Below are 20285 nucleotides of genomic sequence, written 5' to 3' on the forward strand. Positions count from 1 at the left end.
CGCCACCTAGATTCTGCCAACAGGTGCGCCATGCAGCCCTACGCTATTGCCCCCTCCATTCTCTCCGCCGATTTCGCCCGCCTGGGCGAGGACGTCGACAAGGTGCTGGCCGCTGGTGCCGACATCGTCCACTTCGACGTGATGGATAACCACTACGTACCCAACCTGACCATCGGCCCGATGGTCTGCACTGCCTTGCGCAAATACGGTGTGAGCGCGCCGATCGATGTGCATCTGATGGTCAGCCCGGTAGACCGCATCATCGGTGACTTCATCGAAGCCGGTGCCACCTACATCACCTTCCACCCGGAAGCCTCGCAGCACATCGACCGCTCGCTGCAGCTGATCCGTGACGGTGGCTGCAAGGCCGGCCTGGTGTTCAACCCGGCAACCAGCCTGGACGCGCTGAAATACGTGATGGACAAGGTCGACATGGTGCTGCTGATGAGCGTCAACCCAGGCTTTGGCGGGCAGAAGTTCATCCCCGGCACCTTGGACAAGCTGCGTGAAGCACGGGCGCTGATCGACGCCAGTGGCCGTGATATCCGCCTGGAAATCGACGGTGGGGTCAACGTCAACAATATCCGCGAGATCGCTGCCGCAGGTGCTGATACCTTCGTTGCCGGCTCGGCGATCTTCAACGCGCCGGATTATCAGGAAGTGATCGCCAAGATGCGCGCCGAACTGGCTCAGGCCCGGCCATGAGCGGCTTCGAGCAGCTGTTCCCCGGGACGCTGCCCAGGCTGGTGATGTTCGATCTGGACGGTACCCTGATCGATTCAGTCCCCGACCTGGCCGCAGCCGTTGACCGCATGCTGCTCGAACTTGGCCGACCGGCCGCCGGCCTCGACGCCGTGCGGCACTGGGTAGGCAACGGCGCGCCCGTGCTGGTGCGCCGCGCCCTTGCCGGCGGCCTGGACCACGCCACGGTAGACGATGAGCTGGCCGAGCGTGGCCTTGCACTGTTCATGGAGGCGTATGCTGAAAGCCATGATCTGACGGTCGTCTACCCTGGTGTGCGCGAAACCCTGCGCTGGCTGCGCAAGCAGGGCGTGGAGATGGCGCTGATCACCAACAAGCCGGAACGCTTCGTCGCACCCCTGCTCGACCAGATGAAGATCGGCCGTTATTTCCGCTGGATCATCGGCGGCGATACCCTGCCACAGAAGAAGCCCGACCCTGCTGCGTTGCTGTTCGTCATGAAAATGGCCGGCGTCGAGCCTGGCCAGGCGCTGTTTGTGGGGGACTCGCGCAGTGATGTGCTGGCGGCCAAGGCTGCCGGTGTGCAGTGCGTTGGGCTCAGCTATGGCTACAACCACGGCCGGCCGATCGATGAAGAAGCGCCCAGCCTGGTCTTGGGCGATCTGCGCCTGCTGCTGCCTGGTTGCGTAGTCACCGACACTGGGATAACGTTGGCGGACCTTCAAGCCTCACAAGACAGAGAGCCCTCCGTGGTGGTTACCGGCAAATTCTGGATGAAAGTCATCAAGGCCCTGGCCCGTTGGCGTTGGCGCGCCTGACTTCTGCCTGCCGGCCTTAGCCGGCCCGTCCGTTTGCCCGACTCTCATTGTTGCTCCGAGGCTACTCATGACCCGCGAAGAATTCCTGCGCCTGGCCGCTGCTGGCTACAACCGCATTCCCTTGGCCTGTGAAACCCTGGCCGACTTCGATACCCCGCTTTCCATCTACCTGAAGCTGGCAGACCAGGCCAACTCGTACCTGCTCGAGTCGGTGCAGGGTGGAGAGAAGTGGGGGCGGTATTCGATGATCGGCCTGCCGTCGCGCACGGTGATGCGTGTGCATGGCTATCACGTGAGCATCCTGCACGATGGCGTGCAGGTCGAAAGCCATGATGTCGAAGACCCGCTGGCATTCGTCGAAACGTTCAAGGACCGCTACAAGGTCGCTGACATTGCCGGCCTGCCGCGTTTCAACGGTGGCCTGGTCGGCTACTTCGGCTATGACTGCGTACGCTATGTGGAAAAGCGCCTGGGCGCTTGCCCCAATCCTGACCCGCTGGGCGTGCCGGACATCCTGCTGATGGTTTCGGATGCCGTGGTGGTGTTCGACAACCTGGCCGGCAAGATGCATGCGATCGTACTGGTCGACCCGTCCGAAGAGCAGGCTTTCGAGCAAGGCCAGGCGCGCCTGCAAGGTCTGCTGGCCAAGCTGCGTGAACCCATCACGCCGCGACGCGGCCTGGACCTGAGCGGCCCCATGGCGGCAGAGCCGGCGTTCCGCTCCTCTTTTACCCAGGAGGATTACGAGCGCGCTGTGGACACCGTGAAGGAGTACATCCTGGCCGGTGACTGCATGCAAGTGGTGCCGTCCCAGCGCATGTCGATCGACTTCAAGGCAGCGCCCATCGATTTGTACCGTGCGCTGCGCTGCTTCAACCCGACGCCTTACATGTACTTCTTCAACTTCGGGGACTTCCACGTGGTCGGCAGTTCGCCGGAAGTGCTGGTGCGGGTTGAAGACAGCCTGGTCACCGTGCGACCGATTGCCGGTACCCGCCCACGGGGGGCCAACGAAGAGGCCGACCGAGCGCTGGAAGATGACCTGCTGTCGGACGACAAGGAAATCGCCGAGCACCTGATGCTCATCGACCTTGGCCGCAACGATGTGGGCCGTGTGTCTTCCACCGGTAGCGTGCGCCTGACCGAAAAGATGGTGATCGAGCGCTACTCCAATGTGATGCACATCGTGTCCAACGTCACCGGCCAGCTGGCCGAGGGCTTGACCGCCATGGATGCCCTGCGGGCGATTCTGCCGGCGGGTACATTGTCGGGTGCACCGAAGATTCGCGCGATGGAGATCATCGACGAACTGGAGCCGGTCAAACGGGGCGTCTACGGTGGTGCGGTGGGCTACTTTGCCTGGAACGGCAACATGGATACCGCCATTGCCATTCGCACGGCGGTGATCAAGGACGGCGAGCTGCATGTGCAGGCAGGTGGCGGCATCGTCGCCGACTCGGTGCCGGCGCTGGAATGGGAAGAAACCATCAACAAGCGCCGGGCGATGTTCCGTGCAGTAGCATTGGCTGAGCAGTCTCCTGCCGAGTAACGCTCAGGCGTGGGGCCGCATGGCGGCCCCAATGGGTTAAAAGTCGACGCTGACGCCCAGGCTTATTCCTTGCTGGGTCAACTCATCGCTCTTGGGCCAGTTGTAGTTCCCGCGCAGGTGTACCCCCGCCACCAGCTCATGGGTCAGCCCGAGGCTGGCGCGGGTCAGGTCGCTCTGCGGTGTGTACCCGGTCAGCGTGAAGTCATTGGCTGGCAGTGTGGTCAGGTGCATGGTCACGTCCTGCTGGTCATCTTCGAACTCATGCTCCTGCGCCACCTCGGCAAAAAGCCTGGTGTTGGCCAGTACCTGCACGCTGCCGAGCAACCCAACGCCCAAACGACGCGACGTGCGTTCCTGGTCATCGAAGCCCAGGGCCGTCGAGCGTCCGCTCTTCTCGTCATAACCGTCCACCTTCACCCGTGCATAGTCGGCGCTGATGAACGGCGCCAACTGCCATTGGCTGCTATCGGCTGCCAGGTTGTATCCCAGCCGGCCGGTCACAGCCCAGGCTTCGCCGTCGGTATCACCTTTTTCGCTTCGGTCATTCACGCCCAGGGCGAAGGTACGCTTGAGGTCCCGGTAATCCAGGTGCCCGGCGCTCAGCGCTGCGTCCGCCCACCAGCGGTCCTGACGAAACTGGGCGAAGGCACTGGCCAGGTAGCTGTCGAGCTTGTAGTCCGAGTCTTGTTCGCCTGCCTCCAGTTTCTGGCGGTAGATACCGCCGGCAAGCCCTAAGCGCCAAGCGTCGTTGAGCCGATAGCTGCCGCCCAACGTGAGGTTGTAGCCGCGCCCGTCAGCGTTGGCAGAACTGCGCTCGCTGTCGAAGTCCAGGTCTTGCGCACCCGTGGCAACAAAGGCCTGCCATTGGCCTGCCGCTTGCCAGGGTGTCTGCCATTGATTACGCAGTTCGTCCTGATGCGCGCGCAGGCTGGCGTGGGCCATTTCCGGTAGCAGTGTCAGCTCCCAGGGTGCGGAGAGGATCGAGTAGCCGTAGTCGGCAATCAGTTGCTGGCCTGCGATGGTTGGGTGCACCGAGTCGTTGAACAGGAGCTTGGTGGGGTCAGGGGTGGTGCCGTTGATGCCGTACAGCGGGTTTTCCACACAACTGTTGCCGCTGTAGCAGGTACCGACCAGGTTCTGCCCGCTGGCCAGCCCGAACTGCGTCGGGCTGGTCAGTGCTTCGTTCAGCAGTACGGGAATGTTCAGTGGAATGATTTCGGCATCTATCTGGCCCAGTTGGCTGACCAGTGACTGGTTGAACACGCTGGAAAGTTGCGACAGCGCGCCTTGCTGCGGCGTGCCGCTGAAGTTCGGCGTTTGCCCGAGGTCGGGTAGCAGCCAGACCATGATGTAGCGGGCGCCGCCTTGTTGCAGGGCCTGGGCGCTGGCGGCCAGGCGCGACCCCGCGGCGGCCGCGTCGGCAGGGCTGCTCACCAGGCCCTGCAGGAAGTCGTTACCGCCCCCGGTCAGGTAGTAGAGGGCGTTGGGGTCGGCGCGCAAGCCATTGGCCAGGTAACCGGCCTTCTCGCGTAGCACCAGGCCGGCAAAGTCTTGACCAGGCGGAATGATTGTCTGGGAAGTGTCGGTGACCGAATCCAGGATCTGCTGCGTGGTGTAGCCACCAACGGCCCAGTTGTTGCCGTCGGGGCGTATCCCGAGTGATGTGGACGGGTTCAACTCATCGGCATTCACACCCAGGCGGGCGCCGAGGATCATCGGCGAGACAGGTGCAAAGTTGCCATTCGCATCACGGTTGGTAAAGCGCATGCCGGCAGTGCCGCCGGTCAGGTCAGGGAATTGCCCGGCGTCGCTGAGGCTGTCCCCGAAGACGATCATTGTCGAGTAAGGCGAGGGCGCAGCGAAAGCTTGGCTGCAGGCGAGCGCCAAGGTAGCCAGGGTAAAACGTAGCAAGGGTGTTTTTCGCATGTGTGAACATCCTTTTCATTGTTTTTATGAGTACAGCCCGATCGACCATAGCAAATCGCGGGGCATGCCTTCCAAGTCCATTCGTTTCCCGTAATTACGGGCATATTGCGCCCGCCGCCCCGGTAGGCTACTGTGCCTGCAAGTATGAGCGAGACCTATCCCGTGTTGATCGTCAGCAAACTCTTGATGCGCGTTATCAAGGCCCACGCCCGTTGGCGTTGGCGCGCCTGACTTTATCTCTTGCCGGCCTGCCCGGCCCGCCCCCGTTTGCCTTCCTGTCCGTGTCCGAGCGCCCTTAGTGGCAACGCCGTGTCTGTTTATGGTGTAGGAAGGTTCGACTTTTAAAGTCAGTAGATTCTAGAGGTTTAGCCTGATGTTACTGATGATCGACAATTACGACTCATTCACTTACAACGTCGTCCAGTACCTTGGCGAGTTGGGTGCCGAGGTCAACGTCATTCGCAACGACGAAATCACCGTTGCCGAGATCGAAGCCCTCAACCCTGAACGGATCGTGGTCTCCCCCGGCCCTTGCACGCCGAGCGAAGCCGGTGTGTCCATCGAGGCCATCCTGCATTTCGCCGGCAAGCTGCCGATCCTTGGGGTTTGCCTGGGCCACCAATCGATCGGCCAGGCGTTTGGCGGCGATGTCGTGCGTGCCCGCCAGGTGATGCATGGCAAGACCAGCCCGGTGTATCACCGCGACCTGGGCGTGTTCGCCGGCCTCAACAACCCGCTCACCGTGACCCGCTACCATTCCCTGGTGGTCAAGCGCGAGACCCTGCCAGAGTGCCTGGAGGTGACAGCCTGGACCGCACATGACGACGGTTCGGTCGACGAGATCATGGGCCTGCGCCACAAGACACTGAATATAGAAGGGGTGCAGTTCCACCCCGAGTCCATCCTGACCGAGCAGGGCCACGAGCTGTTCGCCAACTTCCTCAAGCAGACCGGCGGCCGCCGCTAAGGACCGAGCATGGATATCAAGAGCGCGTTGAGCCGTATTGTCGGCCACCTGGACCTCTCTACCGAAGAAATGCGCGATGTGATGCGCCAGATCATGACCGGCCAGTGCAGCGAGGCGCAGATCGGTGCCTTCCTGATGGGCATGCGCATGAAGAGCGAAAGCATCGACGAGATCGTTGGCGCGGTCTCGGTCATGCGTGAGCTGGCTGACAAGGTCGAGCTCAAAAGCCTAGATGGCGTGGTCGATATCGTCGGCACGGGCGGTGATGGCGCCAACATCTTCAACGTTTCCACCGCTTCCGCGTTCGTCCTGGCGGCGGCGGGTTGCAGCGTGGCCAAACATGGCAACCGCGCGGTTTCCGGCAAGAGCGGCAGTGCGGACCTGCTGGAAGCTGCGGGCATCTACCTGAACCTCACGCCTACCCAAGTGGGGCGTTGCATTGACAGCCTCGGCATTGGCTTCATGTTCGCGCAGAGCCATCACACAGCCATGAAACATGCCGCAGGCCCGCGCCGCGACCTGGGCCTGCGTACCCTGTTCAACATGCTCGGCCCGCTTACGAATCCGGCTGGGGTGAAACACCAGGTGGTCGGCGTGTTCAGCCAGGCCTTGTGCCGCCCGCTGGCTGAAGTGCTGCAACGCCTGGGCAGCAAGCATGTGCTGGTCGTGCATTCCAAGGATGGCCTGGACGAGTTCAGCCTGGCCGCGCCTACCTTTGTCGCCGAACTGAAGAACGACCAGATCAGCGAGTACTGGGTCGAGCCTGAAGACCTTGGCATGAAGAGCCAGAGCCTGCATGGTCTGGCAGTCGAAAATCCACAGGCATCGCTGGAGTTGATCCGTGATGCACTGGGCCGGCGCAAGACCGATAACGGCCAGAAGGCTGCCGAGATGATAGTGCTCAACGCGGGCGCTGCGTTGTACGCCGCTGACCACGCCATGAGCCTGAAGGCGGGTGTGGATCTGGCGCACGATGTGCTGCACACAGGGCTGGCGTGGGAAAAGCTGCAGGAGCTGGGTGCCTTTACAGCGGTATTCAAGGTGGAGAACGAAGCATGAGTGTCCCGACGGTGCTGGAAAGGATCATTGCCCGCAAGTTCCAGGAAGTGGCAGAGCGCAGCGCGCGCGTCAGCCTCGCCGAAATGGAGCGCCTGGCCAAGGAGGCGGATGCCCCGCGTGGGTTTGCCAATGCCCTGATCGAGCAGGCCAAGCGCAAGCAGCCAGCGGTGATTGCCGAAATCAAGAAGGCCTCGCCGAGCAAGGGTGTGATCCGCGAGAACTTCGTCCCGTCGGAAATTGCCGTCAGCTACGAAAAGGGCGGGGCGACTTGCCTGTCGGTGCTGACCGACGTGGACTACTTCCAAGGGGCCGATGAGTACCTGCAGCAGGCTCGCACCGCCGTTTCGCTGCCGGTGATCCGCAAGGATTTCATGGTCGACCCTTATCAGATCATCGAAGCACGCGCCTTGGGTGCAGACTGCGTGCTGTTGATCGTGTCGGCGCTCGATGACGTCAGGATGGCCGAGCTGGCTACTACCGCCAAGGACGTCGGCCTCGATGTGCTGGTCGAAGTACATGACGGTGATGAGTTGGAGCGCGCGTTGAACACCCTTGATACCCCGCTGGTGGGTGTCAACAACCGCAACCTGCATACCTTTGACGTCAGCCTGGAAACCACTCTCGACCTGCTGCCACGCATCCCCCGCGATCGCCTGGCCATCACCGAGAGTGGCATCCTCAACCGTGCTGATGTCGAGCTCATGGAAATCAATGACGTTTATTCGTTCCTGGTGGGCGAGGCGTTCATGCGGGCCGAGCAGCCGGGGCTGGAATTGCAGCGGTTGTTCTTCCCTGAACAAGTGAAGAAGACTGTTCAGCATCTGGACTAAGCAACGTTGAAGCCGGCAATCGCCGGCTTTATCTAAGGTGGATCAATGACCGATCAACCCCTGGCCCTTACCGTCGAGCAGGGCCTGCGCGCCGAGCAAGATCTTTTGGCTGCAGTCTGTCGTGGCGAAGCCGAGAGTGGTGTGCTGTTCTGGCGCCCGACGGATCATGCGCTGGTCATGCCTCGGCGCATGAGCCGCCTGGACAACTTCGAGGCAGCCTGCTCGGAATTGGCGATCGCGGGCTGGCCAGTGCTGCTGCGTGAAACCGGTGGTGAACCGGTGCCTCAGTCGCATTCGACGGTGAATGTGGCGCTGGTCTACGTAGCTCCCCGCAGCGAAGGCGACCATGGCCGTATCGAGAACGCCTATGAACGGCTCTGCCTGCCGTTGTGCGACGTGCTGCGCGAGTGGGGTGGTGTGGCTTCGGTAGGCGAGATCGACGGGGCCTTCTGCGATGGCCGCTACAACGTCAACCTCAATGGCCGCAAACTGGTGGGTACTGCCCAACGTTGGCGCCAGGGGCTGGGTGGAAAACGGCCTGTGGTGCTGGTGCATGGTGCGTTGTTGCTGGATAACGAGCGCGAGTCCATGGTCGCGGCGGTCAATCTGTTCAATGAATGTTGCGAGCTCGAGCAGCGCTGCCGGGCCGACAGCCATATAGCCCTGCACGAAGTGGCGCCCGCTGTGCCGTGGTTCGAGCGCCTTTCGCAGGCGTACAGGGAAGTACTTGCAGCGTTGCCCAAGGATTAACGCGTACCGTAAACCACCATGGTCTTGCCCTTGACCTGGACCAGGCTGCGTTCCTCGAGGTCCTTGAGCACGCGGCCGACCATTTCCCGCGAGCAGCCGACGATACGGCCAATTTCCTGGCGGGTGATCTTGATTTGCATGCCGTCCGGGTGGGTCATGGCATCTGGCTGTTTGCACAGGTCCAGCAGGCAGCGGGCGACCCGGCCGGTAACATCGAAGAAGGCCAGGTCGCCGACCTTGCGTGTGGTGTTACGCAGGCGCTGGGCCATCTGGCTGCCGAGAGAGTAGAGAATCTCCGGGTCCTGGCGGGCCAGGTCGCGAAACTTGTCGTAACTGATCTCGGCGACTTCGCACTCTGTCTTGGCGCGCACCCAGGCGCTGCGCTGCTGATCGCTGCCGGCGGGTTCGAACAAACCCAGTTCGCCGAAGAAATCGCCACTGTTGAGGTAGGCGATGATCATCTCGTGGCCTTCGTCATCCTCAATGAGGATGGTGACCGAGCCTTTGATGATGAACGACAGCGTTTCGGCTCGGTCACCAGCACAGATGATATTGCTCTTGGCGGTGTAGCGGCGGCGCTGGCAGTGCATCAGCAGCTTGTCGATGTTCTTGATCTTGGCGGGTAGGGCTGAGGCAACCATCACGAAATCCTGTTCGATACGACCCATGGGCTCTGGTGGGGAGTTGGCTGACATGACGCGTCAGTCAATTGGCGCCAGCTTATCAGACACTGCAAGATGTTTCGGCACAAATGCCGAACCTGTGGAGCTTTTCCGACAGCCACACAAGGCTTAAGCTGACACCCTTTTTGCTAGATCCAGGAGTACGGACAGATGAAGGCACGCATCCAATGGGCCGGTGAAGCGATGTTCCTTGGCGAATCGGGGAGCGGCCATGTGGTGGTGATGGACGGCCCGCCCGAGGCTGGGGGCCGCAACCTGGGCGTGCGCCCGATGGAAATGCTCCTGCTCGGCCTGGGTGGCTGCAGCAGCTTCGATGTAGTGAGCATCCTGAAGAAATCGCGCCAAGCGGTGGAAAGCTGCGAAGCCTTCCTTGAAGCCGAGCGCGCCAGCGAAGATCCGAAGGTGTTTACCAAGATACACATGAACTTCGTGGTCAAAGGGCGTGGGCTGAAAGAGGCTCAGGTCAAGCGTGCGGTGGAGCTGTCGGCGGAGAAATATTGCTCGGCGTCGATCATGCTGGAGCGGGCGGGTGTGGAAATCACCCACGGTTACGAGATCGTTGAGCTGGGGTAAGACTTCAGGGCCGCAAGGCGGCCCCGACGGCCATCAATTGCGCAACGCTGGGAGAGCCACCACCAGCCAACGGGGCACGCAACGCCTCAATGACTGGCTGAGGTGCTCCCGGCGCTTTTGATAACCCAGCCCCAGGGCGATGACCCCGAGCCCGATCAAGGTCAGCACCACAGGGAACAGCAGCGAATCGGCAAACACCTCGTACGACAGATAACCCAGGTAAGCAGCCACCCCCAGGGCCCCGAAGACCATGAACACTGGCCGGCGCAGCAGCACCGCCATGGCCATCAGCCCCAGGTTGATCAAGCAGTACAATGCCTTACCCAGCTCGCTGTCGCTTTCGACCAGCGTCAGCCCACCCCAGAACGCTGCCAGCCCGGCCAGGTAACCCCAGTGGGCGTAATCCTCACGCGTGCGCCCGTCGACCACCAGAAACACCAGCAGCAGCCCAAGCCCGAACCACAGCGAAACCGTGCGCCGCTGTTCCCAGCTGAACGGTGAGCCGAACACCCACTCGCTTAGGTCCATCGACATGAACCACAAGGCCACGGCAATCGGCATGACGATAAACGGGTAGGGGATCAGGCGCAGCATCAGCAAACCGGCGACTACCGTGGCCGCCTCCATCATCAGCCAGCCGCCCTGCACATAGGTGTAGTACTGGTGATAGTCCGTTTGCCGATCGTCCAATGGCCACCAGCCGGCCAGGCGTTCGATGGCAAAGACTGCCAAGGGCACGATGCTTACCGCGACCGCCGCCAAGACGCCAGAGGCGATAGGTTGCTGGCGTTTTTGCAGGGTGAGGGCGAACAGGGTGAGAAGGCCGATGTAAAGGATGGCGATGGCCAGCAGCGCCCAATCACCGATTCGCATCCAGGCCTCGGTCAGCAGCCAGCCCATCGCCCCCATGATCAGTAGGGCGCCGAAGTAGAAGGCGACGTGCGCCAGCTGCAAGCTGCCACGAGTTACCGGCTGCTGGTGCAGGAAGTCCAGCAGAGCCTTGTCCTGGCCCGGCTGGAGAATGCCTGCTTGTACGGCGCGCGCCAGGTCCTTGGCGTCGATACGGTCCGTCATTGGCGTGCCCTTAGATGCGGTAAGTGCTCTTGGTCATGACCTTGGCCAGCATGCTCATGCCGAAGCGTACCGGCGCGGGGAAGCGATAGCCACCTGCTTCAAGGGCCGAATCGGCGTGCTGCTCTTCGTCGACGCGCATCTGCTCGAGAATGGCACGGGACTTTTCGTCCTCATGGGGGATCTGCTCCAGGTGTTCGTCGAGGTGTTTGCACACCTGATGCTCGGTGGCGGCGACGAAGCCCAGGCTGACCTTGTCGCTGACCATGCCGGCGAGCGCGCCGATGCCGAACGACATGCCGTAGAACAATGGATTGAGCACGCTGGGGTGGCTGCCCAGCTGACGGATGCGCTGTTCGCACCAGGCCAGGTGGTCAATTTCTTCCTCGGCCGCATGTTCCATCGCCTTGCGCACCTGAGGCAGTTTGGCGGTCAGGGCCTGGCCTTGGTACAGCGCCTGGGCGCAGACCTCTCCGGTATGGTTGATGCGCATGAGCCCGGCAATGTGGCGAGTCTGGCTTTCGTCGAGTTCGACGTCCGGCTGGACAATGGCCGGGGACGGCCGGGAGGGTTGGCCGCTGAAGGGCAGCAAGGTGCGCATGGCGGTATCGGCCTGCAGCAACAAGCGGTCGAGCGGCGAGTAGTGACGTTCGGTAGCCATCGGGCACCTCCGCTGAAGTGATGCCCGACAGTTTACCTCAATCGCCCGGGGTGGGCTTGCCTTGGGTCAGCCCGGTGGCCAGTGCATCTGGCGCTGGCCGAGCACATGCATGTGGATGTGGTAGACGGTCTGGCCACCTTGCTCGTTGCAGTTCATGACCACGCGGAAGCCATCCTCGCAACCCAGTTCCTTGGCCAGGCGCTGGGCGGTGAACAGGATGTGGCCAGCCAGGCCCTTGTCCTCTTCGGTCAGGTCATTGAGCGTACGGATGTGTTTTTTCGGGATGACCAGAAAATGCACCGGCGCCTGGGGCGCGATGTCGTGGAACGCCAGAACCTGGTCGTCCTCGTAGATGATCTTCGCCGGGATTTCCCGGTTGATGATCTTGATGAATAAATCGTCCACAGCACTTGCTCCATGGTGAGGGTCCTGGCCGAGTGTACTTAGCCAGGCGCCGCTCGCCCAGTGGGCTATTCCATTCCGACCGGGCAGTAACGGCGGTGGATGAAGCCTGCAAGCTTGCGCGACAACCAGCGGGGCAACAGACGTGGGGCGAATGCCAGCCAGCGGTTGCGGCGAACCGGCATGATCAGCGCCCGGTTCTTCGCCAGTGCGCGCACGGTGTACAGCGCTACTTCTTCGGGGCTGAGGCAGCGGCTGCTGCCTTCTAGCCTGGGAATAGGCCGGCGCGAAGAGCGCACAGGCCCGGGGCAAAGCACTGAAACCTTGATGCCTGTGGGCTTGAGCTCTTCGCGCAGGGCTTCGGTGAAATGCATCACATAGGCCTTGCTGGCGGCATAGGTGGCCATCCAGGGGCCTGGCGCTATGGCGGCCAGGCCGGCGACGTTGAGGATCTGCCCACCACCCTGTACTGCCATGAGGTTGCCGATGGCGTGGCACAGGCGGCTCATGGCGAGAATGTTCACCTCCAGCAGGTCTTGCTCGTCTGCCCATTCGTGGGCGAGAAACGGGCCATAGGTACGCTGGCCGGCGCAGTTGACCAACAGGTCGATGCGCCGCTCGCCCTCTTCCAGTTCGAGTACGAAACCGGACAGGCGCAGTGGCTGGCTGAGGTCGCAGGCGCGTAGCAGCACTTCGACGCCGAAGCGCTGGGTCAGCTCTATGGCAACCGGTTCAAGGGTTTCGCGATTGCGTGCCACCAGGATCAGATTGCGCCCGCGCCGCGCCAGCGCTTCCGCCAGGGCCAAGCCCAGGCCGCTGGAAGCACCAGTGATCATGGCGTAACGGGTCATGCAAGGCTCCTGAGGGCTAGAGAGGGCGCCTAGTGTACAGCGTGGCCAGGCCAGGTGTTGCCTTTTGCTGCTAGGCCTTGGCGCGTAACGCCTGGCTGCGCTCCAGGGCTGCTTTGTATTCGCCGTGCAGGCGTTCGATCAGTGCGGCGGCGCCGGGCAGGTCATGGATATCTCCGACGCCTTGCCCGGCAGACCATACTGTCTTCCAGGCCTTGGCTTCATCATCGATTGGCTTGAGTTTGCCCTGCTCCTGGCCGGCCTTCAGTGCGGCCATGTCGTACCCGGCCTGTTCGAGGCTCTGACGCAAAAAACTGGCTGGTATGCCGGACACCGCTGGGGTATGGACGATGTCCGCTGCATGCGCGCCGAGCAGCATCTGTTTATAGGCCTCTTGGGCTTGGCTCTCCCGGGTAGCGATGAAGCGAGTACCCATGTAGGCCAGGTCTGCGCCAAGCAACTGGGCAGCGAGTATTTCATGGCCGTGGTTGATGCAGCCGGCCAATAGCAGTGTCTTGTCGAAAAACTGGCGGATTTCGGCCACAAGGGCGAACGGGCTCCAGGTGCCCGCATGCCCGCCTGCACCTGCCGCCACTGCGATAAGGCCATCGACGCCGGCCTGTTCAGCTTTTTCAGCGTGACGCCGGGTGGTCACATCATGGAACACCAGGCCGCCATAGCCGTGTACGGCATCCACGACTTCCTTCACCGCGCCCAGACTGGTGATGACTATAGGCACCTGATGCTCGACACACAGGGCTAGGTCAGCCTGCAGGCGCGGGTTGGATGGGTGGACGATCAGATTCACCGCATAAGGGGCTGGCGTTTGCAGCTGCCCAAGGCCTGCTTCGATCTCCTCGAGCCAGCCTTTGAAGCCGGCACTGTCGCGCTGGTTCAAAGCCGGAAAGCTGCCGACCACGCCATTGCCGCAGCAGGCCAGGACTAGCTGGGGATTGGAGATCAGGAACATCGGCGCCACCACCACGGGCAAGCGCAGGCGTTGTTCGAGCGAAGCAGGCAGGGACATGGGCGAAGCTCCTGAACAGTGCGTTCAACGTCAGAACGGTTTGACCACCACAAGGATCACGATGCCCAGCAGGAACAGCACGGGTACTTCGTTGAACCAGCGGTAGTAAACGTGGCTGCGCGTGTTGGCGCCGTTGGCAAAGCGTTTGCGTTGGGCGCCGCACATGTGATGGTAGCCGGTGAGCAGAATTACCAGTGTCAATTTGGCGTGCAGCCAGCCTTGGCTCAGCCAGCCCGGTGTGAGATAGAGCATCCAGGCGCCGAACACGTAGGTGGCAATCATCGCCGGGTTCATTATGCCGCGGTACAGCTTGCGCTCCATGGTAACGAAGCGGTCCCGGCTGATGCTGTCCTGGCTTTGGGCGTGGTAGACGAACAGCCGGGGCAGATAGAACAGGCCGGCGAACCAGCAGACCACGCTGACGATGTGCAGCGCTTTTATCCATAGGTAAAGCATGGAGAGAGTTCCTTCAGGTATTCACGGTCGTCAGATAGTAGAGGCCAAGCGCCCGAAGGGTCACCCGAAGAGTTGTTACAGGCGCCTTGCGCCCCTATCATCGTGCGCTTTCCAGACGGCTCGTTGATAAGGGGCAAGCGTTATGATCAAGGTCGGTATCGTCGGCGGCACGGGTTACACCGGCGTCGAACTGTTGCGTCTGCTGGCACAGCATCCACAGGCCGAAGTGGCGGTCATCACTTCGCGTTCCGAGGCGGGCGTAGCGGTCGCCGACATGTATCCGAACCTGCGCGGCCACTATGACGGCCTGGCTTTCAGTGTGCCGGACAGCAAGGCCCTGTCAGCCTGCGACGTGGTCTTCTTCGCCACCCCGCACGGTGTCGCGCACGCCCTGGCCGGCGAGTTGCTGGCTGCCGGAACCAAGGTCATTGACCTGTCCGCCGACTTCCGCCTGCAGGACGCTGCCGAGTGGGCGAAATGGTACGGTCAGCCGCACGGCGCGCCGGAGTTGCTCAAGGATGCGGTTTACGGCCTGCCTGAAGTCAATCGTGAGAAAATTCGCCAGGCGCGCCTGATCGCTGTGCCGGGCTGCTACCCGACCGCTACCCAGTTGGGCTTCCTGCCACTGCTCGAAGCAGGTCTGGCCGACCCGTCGCGCCTGATCGCCGATTGCAAGTCGGGTGTCAGTGGCGCCGGCCGTGGTGCCGCCGTGGGGTCGCTGTTCTGTGAGGCTGGCGAGAGCATGAAGGCCTACGCGGTCAAGGGCCACCGTCACCTGCCGGAAATCAGCCAAGGCCTGCGCCTGGCTGCGGGCACGGATATTGGTCTTACCTTCGTGCCGCATCTGACCCCGATGATCCGCGGCATTCACTCGACCCTGTACGCGACGGTTGCCGATAAGTCGGTCGACCTGCAGGCACTGTTCGAGAAGCGCTACGCAGACGAGCCGTTCGTCGACGTGATGCCAGCGGGCAGTCACCCGGAAACCCGTAGCGTTCGCGGTGCCAACGTATGCCGTATTGCGGTTCATCGCCCGCAAGGTGGTGACCTTGTGGTCGTGCTGTCGGTCATCGACAACCTGGTCAAGGGCGCATCAGGCCAGGCGGTGCAGAACCTGAACATACTGTTTGGCCTGGACGAGCGCATGGGCCTGTCCCATGCCGGCCTGCTGCCCTGACACCGCCGGCAAGGCACAAGCTGCAAGTGAGCGTACTGCGTTCAGCTTGTAGCTTGTCACTTGCGGCTTACGAATTGTTGACCGATTTTCTCGGAGAAGCGGATAATGCGCGTCATCGAGTTTTATGGCGGCTACTGCGCCGGGAGAATCAACATGAGCGTCGAAACCTTCACCCCCACGGCTTTGGAATTCACTCACGGCGCCGCGCAAAAGGTGAAGACTCTGGTTTGCGAGGAAGGCAATGATCGTCTGAAACTGCGGGTTTTCGTGACCGGTGGCGGCTGCTCGGGTTTCCAGTACGGCTTCACCTTCGATGAAGATGTGGCCGAAGATGACACCATCGTCGAGCGCGAAGGTGTATCCCTGGTGGTAGATCCCATGAGCTTCCAGTATCTGGCGGGCGCGGAGGTGGATTACCAGGAAGGTCTTGAGGGTTCGCGCTTCGTGATCAAGAACCCGAATGCCGCTACCACCTGTGGCTGTGGATCTTCCTTCTCGATCTGAAGCCCGGTAGTACAACAAACGCCGCGCATTCGCGCGGCGTTTTCGTTGGCGGTTGCAAGGTCAGGCTGGGTAGATCGCGCCCAGCACCCGGAGCCCCTTCGCTGCCGTAACGCTGGGGCGGTTGGCAGCGATGCCTTCCAGGCAGCAATGCGCCAGCCAGGCAAATGCCATACCCTCGACCCAGTCTGGGTCTACGCCATATGCCTGGGTGCTGGTGACCCGGGTATCGGGTAGCAGCGCGTCAAGGCGAGCCATCAATGCACCGTTGCGTGCACCGCCTCCACAGACAAGCAGTGCTTCTGTGCCTTGCTGTGCATTACGCAAGGACTCAGTGATGGTTCGCGCCGTCAGTTCAAGCAGTGTGGCCTGGACATCCTCGTCGCGATAATGCGGCATACGAGCGAGATGGCCATCCAGCCAGACCATGTTGAACACTTCGCGGCCTGTACTCTTCGGCCCGCTGCCGACGAAGAAAGGATCACTCAGCAACGCGTTCAGCAAATCGGTCTGGGCCACGCCACTGGCCGCCCAGGCGCCGTCGGCGTCATAAGCCTGACCGCGCTTACGCTCGATCCAGGCATCCAGCAGGACATTGCCGGGGCCACAGTCGAAGCCGTGGACCGGCTTGTCGTGCTCGATCAGGCTGAGGTTGCTGAAGCCGCCCACGTTGAGCACTGCCAGCCGCTGGCCAAGATGGGCGAACAGGGTTTCATGAAACGCAGGCACCAGAGGCGCGCCTTGGCCGCCAGCCGCCACATCGCGCCGGCGGAAATCGGCTACCACTGCGATCCCGGTGAGCTCGGCAAGCAATGCCGGGTTGCCGATCTGCACAGTAAAACCCCGGGCAGGCTCGTGGCGGATGGTCTGGCCATGGCTGCCGATGGCGCGGATGGCGGCAGGCTGCAGCCCCTGCTTTTTCAGCAACTGCTGTATGCCTTCTGCGGCCAGGCTGGCCCAGTGGTTTTCCGCCAATGCTGCACGTGCGATTTCGTCAGGGCCGCTGGCGCAAAGGGCAAGCAGTTGCTGACGCAGCTCGGCGGGCATCGGCAGGTAATGGGTGGCGAGCAGCTCCAGCCGCTCGCCTTGTTCGATCAGGGCAATGTCCAGCCCGTCGAGGCTGGTGCCAGACATTACTCCCAGGTAGAGCGCCATGGATCAGCGCTTGTTCGCTGCGAGCATGGTGGCCTTTTCCTGATCCATGCGTGCGATCAGTGGCTTGCTTTGCTGCAGGAACCGCTGGCGCTCGGCCTTGGCGATCGGGTCGGCCATCGGTACCTTCTGGCTCAGCGGGTCGACGTGGACGCCATTGACCTGGAACTCATAGTGCAGGTGCGGGCCCGTGGACAGGCCGGTGGTGCCGATATAACCGATGATCTGCCCCTGCTTCACGCTGCTGCCGGTCTTGATGCCTTTGGCAAAGCCCTGCATGTGCCCGTAGAGGGTCTTGTACCTGTTGCCGTGGGCGATGATCACTGTGTTGCCGTACCCACCGCGACGGCCGGCCAGTTCGATGCGGCCGTCACCGGCTGCTTTGATCGGTGTGCCGCGTGGCGCGGCATAGTCGACACCCTTGTGTGCACGGATCTTGTTCAGGATCGGGTGCTTGCGGCCTGCGGAAAACCGCGAGCTGATACGAGCAAAGTCCACGGGGGTGCGGATGAACGCCTTGCGCAGGCTGTTGCCATCGGCTGTGTAGTAGCTGGTGTTGCCCTGCTTGTTGGTGTAGCGCACCGCCGTGTAGGTCTTGCCACGGTTGGTGAAGCGGGCAGACAGGATGTTGCCTGTGCCAACCACCTTGCCATCCAGGACCTTCTGCTCGTAGACCACGTCGAATTCGTCACCCTGGCGGATGTCCTGCGCGAAGTCGATGTCATAGCCCAGTACCTTGGCCATGTCCATGGTCAGGCTATGCGACAGCCCGGCACGCTGGGCCGAGGCCGACAACGAACTTTTGATCACGCCGTGGGCGTACGCGGTACGTACCAGAGGTTTGCTGATTTCGCGGTCGAAGGTATAACCCTTGGCGGTCTTCGTCAGGCGGATGGTTTCGAGGGTGCTGACCTTGCTTTGCAGGCTGGCCAATTGGCCGTCCTTATCGAGCTCGAACTGCAAAACCTGGCCGTGCTTGAGTTGGCTGAATTGCTTGGCCTGCTTGCTGCTGGCCAGCAGGTCGTGTACCGCATTGGCGGGCAGGCCGACTTTTTCGAACACGGTGGACAGTGTATCGCCACGCGCCACGGTGACTTCGCGATGCCCAGGCGTTGTGGCTTTTGGTTTTTGCTCCAGGGCCGGAAGCCCTTGGGAAGCTTGCTCGGTTTTGCTATCGGCACCTTCGATTTGCGCGAAAGGTGAACCTTGATCGGCTTGGGTCTGCACCAGTGGCGCGGCGGCGGACTCACCCTTGAGTTGCTCCGCCGGGCTTTCCAGTTCGAGGCTGAGGGTAGTCTTTTTGGCTTCGACTTCGCTGGACGGAAATACCAGCAGAGCCAGGCTGAGCAGGGCGGCGATGCCGCTGGCGGCCAGCAGGTGGGTTTTCGGATAAAGCGGGGGCGCTTTAGGCGTTTCGTCGGTCATAGGTAAGGTGACTTTTTGAAGAAAAGTGAATATGGAAAAGATGAATGACATGATGAAGATGAAATAACTGTATAAAATATAACCAAATCCATTTTCACGCAAGGGCGCGTAGACGCCGCGAGGCTGCGGTCAGGTCACATTCCGTTGCGAAACTTGTATTTGATGGCCGATCTTGTATGGTTGGCTCCCCTTGAATCTGAGCCTTGCGGGTCTGTCTATGAAGTCGGTTGAAGAGCAGCTGGCGCTTATCAAGCGCGGTGCGGAAGAAGTGTTGGTCGAGTCGGAACTGGTGGAGAAGCTCAAGCGCGGCCAGCCTCTGCGTATCAAAGCAGGTTTCGACCCGACCGCGCCTGACCTGCACTTGGGGCACACCGTGCTGATCAACAAGCTGCGCCAGTTCCAGGAGCTGGGTCATCAGGTCATCTTCCTGATCGGTGACTTCACCGGAATGATCGGTGATCCCAGCGGCAAAAGTGCGACTCGCCCGCCGCTGACGCGTGAGCAGGTGCTGGATAACGCCGAGACCTACAAGCAGCAGGTGTTCAAGATTCTCGACCCGGCCAAGACCGAGGTCGCGTTCAACTCCACCTGGATGGACAAGCTGACACCGGCTGATTTCATTCGCCTGGCGTCGCAGTACACGGTGGCGCGTATGCTTGAGCGCGACGACTTCGACAAGCGCTACACCACCAACCAGCCGATTGCCATTCATGAATTCCTCTACCCGCTGGTGCAGGGGTATGACTCGGTAGCCCTCAAGGCTGACGTGGAACTCGGTGGTACCGACCAGAAGTTCAACTTGCTGATGGGGCGCGAGTTGCAGCGCGCTTACGGCCAGGAAGCGCAGTGCATCGTGACCATGCCGCTGCTCGAAGGGCTGGACGGCGTGAAGAAAATGTCCAAGTCGCTGGGCAATTATGTCGGTATCCAGGAAGCCCCTGGGGTGATGTACAGCAAGCTGGTGTCGATCCCGGACACGCTGATGTGGCGTTACTTCGAGTTGCTGAGCTTCCGCTCCATGGAAGAGATCGAGCAGTTGCGTGCCGATGTGGCCAATGGTGCGAACCCGCGCGACATCAAAATCAAGCTGGCGGAAGAAATCGTTGCGCGTTTCCATGGTGAAGAGGCGGCTGCCAACGCCCACCGCGCGGCGGGTAATCGCATGAAAGAGGGTGAGTTGCCGGAAGATCTGCCTGAGATCGAGGTGGCAGCGGCCGAAGACCTGCCGATCGCTGCTGTATTGAACCGTGCAGGCCTGGTGAAAAACTCGGCGATGGCGCGCGATCTGCTCAATGGCGGTGCGGTAAAGGTCGATGGTGCGGTGGTTGAACGTGACTTCATGTTTGCGATTGGCGCCACTCATGTGTGTCAGGCGGGCAAGAAGGCGTTTGCCCGGGTTACGCTCAAGGCGGAGTGAGTGCCTGGTGGTGTAGCTATATATAGAAGCGGGGAGGCCGACAGGCCTCCCCGCTTTGTTTTGAAGCGATGGTGAAGTTTATTGGAATTAAGCCTTGACGCGTTCTCGAATCCCCTTATAATGCGCCCCACTTCCAGCGTAGTCGGAACGAGAAACTCCTTGGGATTCAATGAGTTGCTTAATCCAGGTAGTGCTGGAGGTGCTTCGGTCATCTGATCGATAGCGGTTGAAATGGTGGTTGACAGCGCTTCTAAACGCTGTATTATTCGCCTCCCGCTACGAGAGATCGAA

General features: G+C 61.4%; 21 protein-coding genes. 11 read left to right on the forward strand and 10 right to left on the reverse strand.

The features are described 5' to 3' along the window. Positions 1-30: 30 nt before the first annotated feature. From rpe to trpE, 3 genes are all read left to right on the forward strand, one after another. A complete protein-coding gene (gene rpe, locus JNA92_RS24385; RefSeq protein WP_241807079.1) occupies positions 31-705 on the forward strand; it encodes a ribulose-phosphate 3-epimerase in 675 nt (224 codons plus the stop codon). Next, positions 702-1520 carry a phosphoglycolate phosphatase gene (locus tag JNA92_RS24390; protein WP_241807080.1) on the forward strand — a complete coding sequence of 273 codons (819 nt, stop codon included), beginning with the start codon at positions 702-704 and terminating at the stop codon, positions 1518-1520. Before rpe ends, JNA92_RS24390 begins: the two co-directional genes overlap by 4 nt. 67 nt (positions 1521-1587) lie before the next feature. Continuing rightward, positions 1588-3069, forward strand: a complete 1482-nt coding sequence (gene trpE / locus JNA92_RS24395; protein WP_241807081.1) for an anthranilate synthase component I — start codon at positions 1588-1590, stop codon at positions 3067-3069. A gap of 36 nt (positions 3070-3105) precedes the next feature. On the opposite strand, the gene estP is transcribed toward trpE, so the two are convergent. After that, positions 3106-4995, reverse strand: coding sequence for an esterase EstP (estP, locus tag JNA92_RS24400; protein ID WP_241807082.1), 1890 nt, complete (start codon positions 4993-4995; stop codon positions 3106-3108). A gap of 373 nt (positions 4996-5368) precedes the next feature. On the opposite strand from estP, the gene JNA92_RS24405 reads away from it, so the two are divergent. The 4 genes from JNA92_RS24405 to JNA92_RS24420 are packed head-to-tail and all read left to right on the forward strand — an operon-like array spanning position 5369 to position 8601. Then, on the forward strand, positions 5369-5962 hold the full coding sequence (locus JNA92_RS24405) for an aminodeoxychorismate/anthranilate synthase component II (RefSeq protein ID WP_241807083.1): 594 nt from the start codon (positions 5369-5371) through the stop codon (positions 5960-5962). Positions 5963-5971: 9 nt separating this feature from the next. Next, positions 5972-7021: an anthranilate phosphoribosyltransferase gene (trpD, locus tag JNA92_RS24410; protein WP_241807084.1), complete on the forward strand. Its 1050-nt coding sequence runs from the start codon at positions 5972-5974 to the stop codon at positions 7019-7021. Then, positions 7018-7851, forward strand: a complete 834-nt coding sequence (gene trpC, locus JNA92_RS24415) for an indole-3-glycerol phosphate synthase TrpC (RefSeq protein ID WP_241807085.1) — start codon at positions 7018-7020, stop codon at positions 7849-7851. Before trpD ends, trpC begins: the two co-directional genes overlap by 4 nt. A gap of 45 nt (positions 7852-7896) precedes the next feature. Further along, on the forward strand, positions 7897-8601 hold the full coding sequence (locus tag JNA92_RS24420; RefSeq protein WP_241807086.1) for a lipoate--protein ligase family protein: 705 nt from the start codon (positions 7897-7899) through the stop codon (positions 8599-8601). Here the strand turns inward: JNA92_RS24420 and crp are convergent. Further along, positions 8598-9242: a cAMP-activated global transcriptional regulator CRP gene (gene crp, locus JNA92_RS24425; protein WP_241807087.1), complete on the reverse strand. Its 645-nt coding sequence runs from the start codon at positions 9240-9242 to the stop codon at positions 8598-8600. The genes JNA92_RS24420 and crp overlap by 4 nt on opposite strands. 192 nt (positions 9243-9434) lie before the next feature. On the opposite strand from crp, the gene JNA92_RS24430 reads away from it, so the two are divergent. Continuing rightward, positions 9435-9857 (forward strand): OsmC family protein, encoded by a 423-nt coding sequence (locus JNA92_RS24430; protein ID WP_004376171.1) that lies wholly within the window; start codon positions 9435-9437, stop codon positions 9855-9857. Positions 9858-9890: 33 nt separating this feature from the next. On the opposite strand, the gene JNA92_RS24435 is transcribed toward JNA92_RS24430, so the two are convergent. The 6 genes from JNA92_RS24435 to hemJ all read right to left on the reverse strand — a co-directional run bounded on the left by JNA92_RS24435 (position 9891) and on the right by hemJ (position 14322). Further along, complete coding sequence (locus JNA92_RS24435; RefSeq protein ID WP_241807088.1) at positions 9891-10931, reverse strand: DUF2157 domain-containing protein; 1041 nt, start codon at positions 10929-10931, stop codon at positions 9891-9893. A gap of 10 nt (positions 10932-10941) precedes the next feature. After that, positions 10942-11589, reverse strand: coding sequence for a 2-polyprenyl-3-methyl-6-methoxy-1,4-benzoquinone monooxygenase (gene coq7 / locus JNA92_RS24440; RefSeq protein WP_012316538.1), 648 nt, complete (start codon positions 11587-11589; stop codon positions 10942-10944). Positions 11590-11655: 66 nt separating this feature from the next. After that, positions 11656-11994, reverse strand: coding sequence for a histidine triad nucleotide-binding protein (locus JNA92_RS24445; RefSeq protein WP_012316537.1), 339 nt, complete (start codon positions 11992-11994; stop codon positions 11656-11658). 65 nt (positions 11995-12059) lie between these two features. Further along, entirely contained in the window at positions 12060-12842 is a 783-nt protein-coding gene (locus JNA92_RS24450; protein ID WP_241807089.1) for an SDR family NAD(P)-dependent oxidoreductase, read from the reverse strand. 70 nt (positions 12843-12912) lie between these two features. Next, a complete protein-coding gene (locus JNA92_RS24455; protein ID WP_241807090.1) occupies positions 12913-13866 on the reverse strand; it encodes an NAD(P)H-dependent flavin oxidoreductase in 954 nt (317 codons plus the stop codon). Between the two features lie 30 nt (positions 13867-13896). Next, positions 13897-14322 carry a protoporphyrinogen oxidase HemJ gene (gene hemJ, locus JNA92_RS24460; RefSeq protein ID WP_241807091.1) on the reverse strand — a complete coding sequence of 142 codons (426 nt, stop codon included), beginning with the start codon at positions 14320-14322 and terminating at the stop codon, positions 13897-13899. Between the two features lie 142 nt (positions 14323-14464). On the opposite strand from hemJ, the gene argC reads away from it, so the two are divergent. Together argC and erpA are read left to right on the forward strand one after the other, a co-directional pair. Continuing rightward, positions 14465-15499, forward strand: a complete 1035-nt coding sequence (gene argC, locus JNA92_RS24465; RefSeq protein WP_196997117.1) for an N-acetyl-gamma-glutamyl-phosphate reductase — start codon at positions 14465-14467, stop codon at positions 15497-15499. A 153-nt stretch (positions 15500-15652) separates the two neighbouring features. Continuing rightward, positions 15653-16003: an iron-sulfur cluster insertion protein ErpA gene (gene erpA / locus JNA92_RS24470; protein ID WP_046787605.1), complete on the forward strand. Its 351-nt coding sequence runs from the start codon at positions 15653-15655 to the stop codon at positions 16001-16003. 60 nt (positions 16004-16063) lie between these two features. On the opposite strand, the gene JNA92_RS24475 is transcribed toward erpA, so the two are convergent. Then, on the reverse strand, positions 16064-17155 hold the full coding sequence (locus tag JNA92_RS24475; RefSeq protein WP_241807092.1) for an anhydro-N-acetylmuramic acid kinase: 1092 nt from the start codon (positions 17153-17155) through the stop codon (positions 16064-16066). Between the two features lie 3 nt (positions 17156-17158). Continuing rightward, positions 17159-18577: a peptidoglycan DD-metalloendopeptidase family protein gene (locus JNA92_RS24480; RefSeq protein ID WP_241807093.1), complete on the reverse strand. Its 1419-nt coding sequence runs from the start codon at positions 18575-18577 to the stop codon at positions 17159-17161. A 217-nt stretch (positions 18578-18794) separates the two neighbouring features. On the opposite strand from JNA92_RS24480, the gene tyrS reads away from it, so the two are divergent. Beyond that, on the forward strand, positions 18795-19994 hold the full coding sequence (gene tyrS, locus JNA92_RS24485; RefSeq protein WP_241807094.1) for a tyrosine--tRNA ligase: 1200 nt from the start codon (positions 18795-18797) through the stop codon (positions 19992-19994). Positions 19995-20285 lie beyond the last annotated feature (291 nt).

It is taken from the genome of Pseudomonas putida, from assembly GCF_022627325.1.
In the GTDB taxonomy this organism is placed as follows: domain Bacteria; phylum Pseudomonadota; class Gammaproteobacteria; order Pseudomonadales; family Pseudomonadaceae; genus Aquipseudomonas; species Aquipseudomonas putida_X.